This window comes from Myxococcus sp. AB025B (genome assembly GCF_006518215.1).
Taxonomy (GTDB): domain Bacteria; phylum Myxococcota; class Myxococcia; order Myxococcales; family Myxococcaceae; genus Myxococcus; species Myxococcus fulvus.
On sequence record NZ_SRLW01000521.1, the window covers coordinates 1 to 3,534 of the forward strand.

Sequence of the window (3,534 nt, forward strand, 5' to 3'; positions counted from 1 at the left end):
CCCCCGAGGCGCCCCTCGCGGAGCCGCGCTCCAACTTCACGCAGCAGGGCTACCTGGACGCGGTGGAGCGTGTGCGCGAGTACATCCGCGCCGGAGACACGTACCAGGTCAACCTCTCGCAGCGCCTCGAGGTCGACTTCCCGGGCGAGCCCCTCGCGCTCTACGAGACCCTGTCCGCCACCAACCCCGTCCACTTCGCCAGCTACCTCGAAGGCGACGGTTTCCACGTCGTCAGCGCCTCCCCCGAGCGACTGGTCCGCGTCGAGCACGGACGCGCCATCACCCGCCCCATCGCCGGCACCCGCCGCCGGGGCACGCCCGAGGAAGAAGCCCGCTTCGTCCAGGAGCTGCGCACCAGCGAGAAGGAGCGCGCCGAGCACGCCATGCTCGTGGACCTGGAGCGCAATGACCTCGGCCGCGTCTGCGCCTACGGCACCGTCGAGGTGACGAAGCTGATGGAGATCGTCGAGTACGCCCACGTCCTCCACATCGAATCCGAGGTGACCGGGCAGCTCACGCCCGACACCGAGCCGCTCGACGTGGTGGGCGCGCTCTTCCCCGGCGGGACCATCACCGGCGTCCCCAAGATTCGCACCATGCAGCTCATCACCGAGCTGGAGCCGCACGCTCGCGGTCTCTACACGGGCTCGCTCGGCTACGTGTCCTTCAACGGCGACCTGGACCTGAACATCGTCATCCGCACCCTGCTCGTGAAGAACGGCCGCGCCTACGCGCAGGTCGGCGGGGGCATCGTCCACGACTCGCAGCCTCGCCAGGAGTTCAAGGAGACGCTGAACAAGGCGCGCTCCCAGCTCCTCGCCCTGCGCGCGAGCGGAGCCGCGCGATGATCCTCCTCATCGACAACTTCGACTCGTTCACCTTCAACCTCGTCCAGGCGCTCGGCGCGCAGGGCGCGAAGCTGAAGGTGGTGCGCAACGACGCCGTCACCGTGCGCGACATCGAGGCCCTCCAGCCCGAGCGCATCGTCATCTCCCCCGGCCCAGGGACTCCCGAGGACGCGGGCGTCTCACTCGAGGTCATCCGCGCCTTCGGCGGACGTGTCCCCTTGCTCGGCGTGTGTCTGGGCCACCAGTGTCTGGGACAGGTCTTCGGCGCGAGGGTGGTCCGCGCTCCCGTCCCCGTGCATGGGAAGACGGCCGAGGTCCAGCACGAGAACCAGGGGGTGTTCCAGGGACTCCCACGGCCCTTCGTCGCCGCGCGCTATCATTCGCTCGTGGTGGCGCGGGTGGGCCTGCCCGAGTGTCTCGAGGTGACGGCCTGGCACGAGGGGCTCATCATGGGCATGCGGCACAAGGCGCTGCCCGCGCTGGAGGGCGTCCAGTTCCATCCCGAGTCCTTCCTCACCACCCACGGGCCTCGACTGCTCGCCAACTTCCTGGCGGCTCGGCGCTGACGGAGCCACACCATGTTCTCCACCGTGGCGGTGAACGGCGAGGTGATGCGCTGGGAGGACCTGCGCCTGCACGACTTCGCGCAGGGCTTCTTCTTCGGCGCGGGCTTCTTCACCACCTTCCGCATCGAGGATGGCGCTCCCCTCTTCCTGTCCCGTCATCTGCGCCGACTCGCCGAGAGCCTCGCGGCGCACACGGACACCGTCCGCGCGCCCTCGCCCGAGCTGCTCGAGCCCGCCTCCGTTCGTGACACCCTGCGACGCTGCCTCGCCGCGGACCCGCTGCTCGGTCCCCGCTTCCATGGCATCGGTAAGCTGTCCGCGAGCGATGGGCAGCTCCTGCTCACCCTCCGGCCCCACGCTCCCGACGCCGAGCGACTCCAGCACGAGGGACGCGCCATTCTCGCGGTGGAGCACGGCGCCTATCGTCACGGGGAGACGTCTCCGAACCACAAGGGCTTGTCGTACTTCCGGCAGTTCTCGCGGATGCAACAGCTCCCCGTGCTGGCCAACGAGCTGGCTCACGCGTGCGAGCTACCCACCGCGAACCTCTTCGTCCTCCTGGGTGGGGCGCTCGTCACACCGCCACTCGACGCGCCGTGCCTCCCCGGCGTCATCCGCGCGGTGCTCCTCGATTCGAGCTCCATCGATGGAGTCCCCATCGTGGAGCAGGCGCTTCCCCTCGCGCGGCTCGCCGAGGCGCGTGCAGGCGTCTTCACCAACGCCGCGGTGCTGGCCACCGGAGTCCCGCGCCTCCTCGGCCACACGTTGCCCGAGAGCCTGTCACTCGCGGCGAGGCTCCGGGAGCACATCCTGACGATGGCATCACGCGAGGACTGAGGCAGACTGCGGCCCCATGAGCCGCACCCTCGTCGTCGTGCACCGCTGGGCCGGACGTCCGAACACCGACTTCTACCCCTGGCTCGAGGAGAAGCTGCGCGAGACTCCCGCGCCCTTCGACGACATCCTCACGCTGGACATGCCCGAGCCCGCCACGCCGACCATCGACGGCTGGGTGTCCACGCTCACGCGCACGCTCGGCCCTGTGCCTCCGCCGTCCACCGTGTTCCTGGGCCACAGCGTGGGTTGTCAGACCCTCCTCCGCTACCTCGCCGCAATGCCCGAGGGCCACCGCGTGGAGGGCGCCGTGTTCGTCTCCGGCTGGTTCGAGGTGGACAAGCCGTGGGACTCGCTGCGCCCCTGGCTCGACACGCCCATCGACTTCGCCCGCGTGCGCGCCGCGCTGGGCCGCGCCGTCGTCGTGCTCTCCGACAGCGACCCGTTCACCTCCGACTGGCGTCGCAATCAAGGACTCTGGGAGCACCACCTGGGCGCCGAGGTCATCGTCGTCCCCGGGGGACGCCACTTCAACAACCCGCGCGAGCCCGCCGTGCTCGAAGCGGTGCAATCACATTTCGGCGCACGCCCTCGATAGGACATGGAAAGCTCACGCCATGGGCGCTGAGCCTCCCCCTTCATCTGACGGCGCCTCGTCGGATTCTCCCTGAGCGCCGAACCCCAGCGCCTCGGAGACCTCCGACTCACGCAGCTCCCGCCATCCGCCCTCGGGCACATCCAGCACCACGTCGCCCACCGCCTCGCGATGGAGCGTGAGCACCGGGTGCCCCACCGCCGCCAGCATCCGCTTCACCTGGTGGTGCCGTCCCTCCGTCAGCGTCAGCTCCACCACCTCCGGAGCCCGTGACTCGGCCCGGGCCGGACGCGTGAGCCCGTCCTCCAGCTCCACGCCGTCCCGCAGTCGCTGGAGCGCGGACTCGCCAGGCTGGCCCTCCACCCGCGCCACGTAGCGCTTGGGCAGATGGGTCTCCGGCGCCGTGCCATGGCGCACGAAGCGCTCGTCATTGGTGAAGAGCAACAGCCCCGTGGTGTCCCGGTCCAGGCGGCCCACGGCGAGCCACTCGTAGCCCCGCAGGGACTCGGGCAGCACCGCGCGCAGGCGCTCGAACACCGTGCCCACGCCCTCCGGGTCCGTGCCATGCACCACCGGCCCCGCGGGCTTGTGGAACATCAACACCCGCGTCACGGACGTCAGCGTGTGTCCCTGCCCATCGACTCGCACCATCTGCTCCGGCCCCACCGGCGCGAAGGGCTCCGTCACCACC

At 70.2% G+C, this 3,534-nt stretch carries 5 protein-coding genes; 4 read left to right on the top strand and 1 reads right to left on the bottom strand.

The window, feature by feature from the left end:
• The 4 genes from FL311_RS41940 to FL311_RS41955 form a co-directional block, all read left to right on the top strand.
• On the top strand, positions 1–848 hold an 848-nt coding region (locus FL311_RS41940; protein ID WP_141333211.1), incomplete at its 5' end, for an anthranilate synthase component I family protein.
• Positions 845–1,414: an aminodeoxychorismate/anthranilate synthase component II gene (locus tag FL311_RS41945; RefSeq protein ID WP_141333212.1), complete on the top strand. Its 570-nt coding sequence runs from the start codon at positions 845–847 to the stop codon at positions 1,412–1,414. The genes FL311_RS41940 and FL311_RS41945, both read left to right, overlap by 4 nt.
• 12 nt (positions 1,415–1,426) lie before the next feature.
• The gene (locus FL311_RS41950) at positions 1,427–2,251 is read left to right on the top strand and encodes an aminotransferase class IV (RefSeq protein ID WP_141333213.1); all 825 of its coding nucleotides are present in this window, start codon (positions 1,427–1,429) and stop codon (positions 2,249–2,251) included.
• 16 nt (positions 2,252–2,267) lie between these two features.
• Positions 2,268–2,846 carry an alpha/beta hydrolase gene (locus FL311_RS41955; RefSeq protein WP_141333214.1) on the top strand — a complete coding sequence of 193 codons (579 nt, stop codon included), beginning with the start codon at positions 2,268–2,270 and terminating at the stop codon, positions 2,844–2,846.
• Positions 2,847–2,858: 12 nt separating this feature from the next.
• On the opposite strand, the gene FL311_RS41960 is transcribed toward FL311_RS41955, so the two are convergent.
• Positions 2,859–3,534: pseudouridine synthase (locus tag FL311_RS41960; RefSeq protein ID WP_141333215.1), on the bottom strand; the 676-nt coding region annotated here is incomplete at its 5' end.

Coding starts and splice junctions, on each gene's coding strand:
- FL311_RS41955 (WP_141333214.1), top strand. CDS start 2,268: ATGAGCCGCACCCTCGTCGTCGTGCACCGCTGGGCCGGACGTCCGAAC.
- FL311_RS41945 (WP_141333212.1), top strand. CDS start 845: ATGATCCTCCTCATCGACAACTTCGACTCGTTCACCTTCAACCTCGTC.
- FL311_RS41950 (WP_141333213.1), top strand. CDS start 1,427: ATGTTCTCCACCGTGGCGGTGAACGGCGAGGTGATGCGCTGGGAGGAC.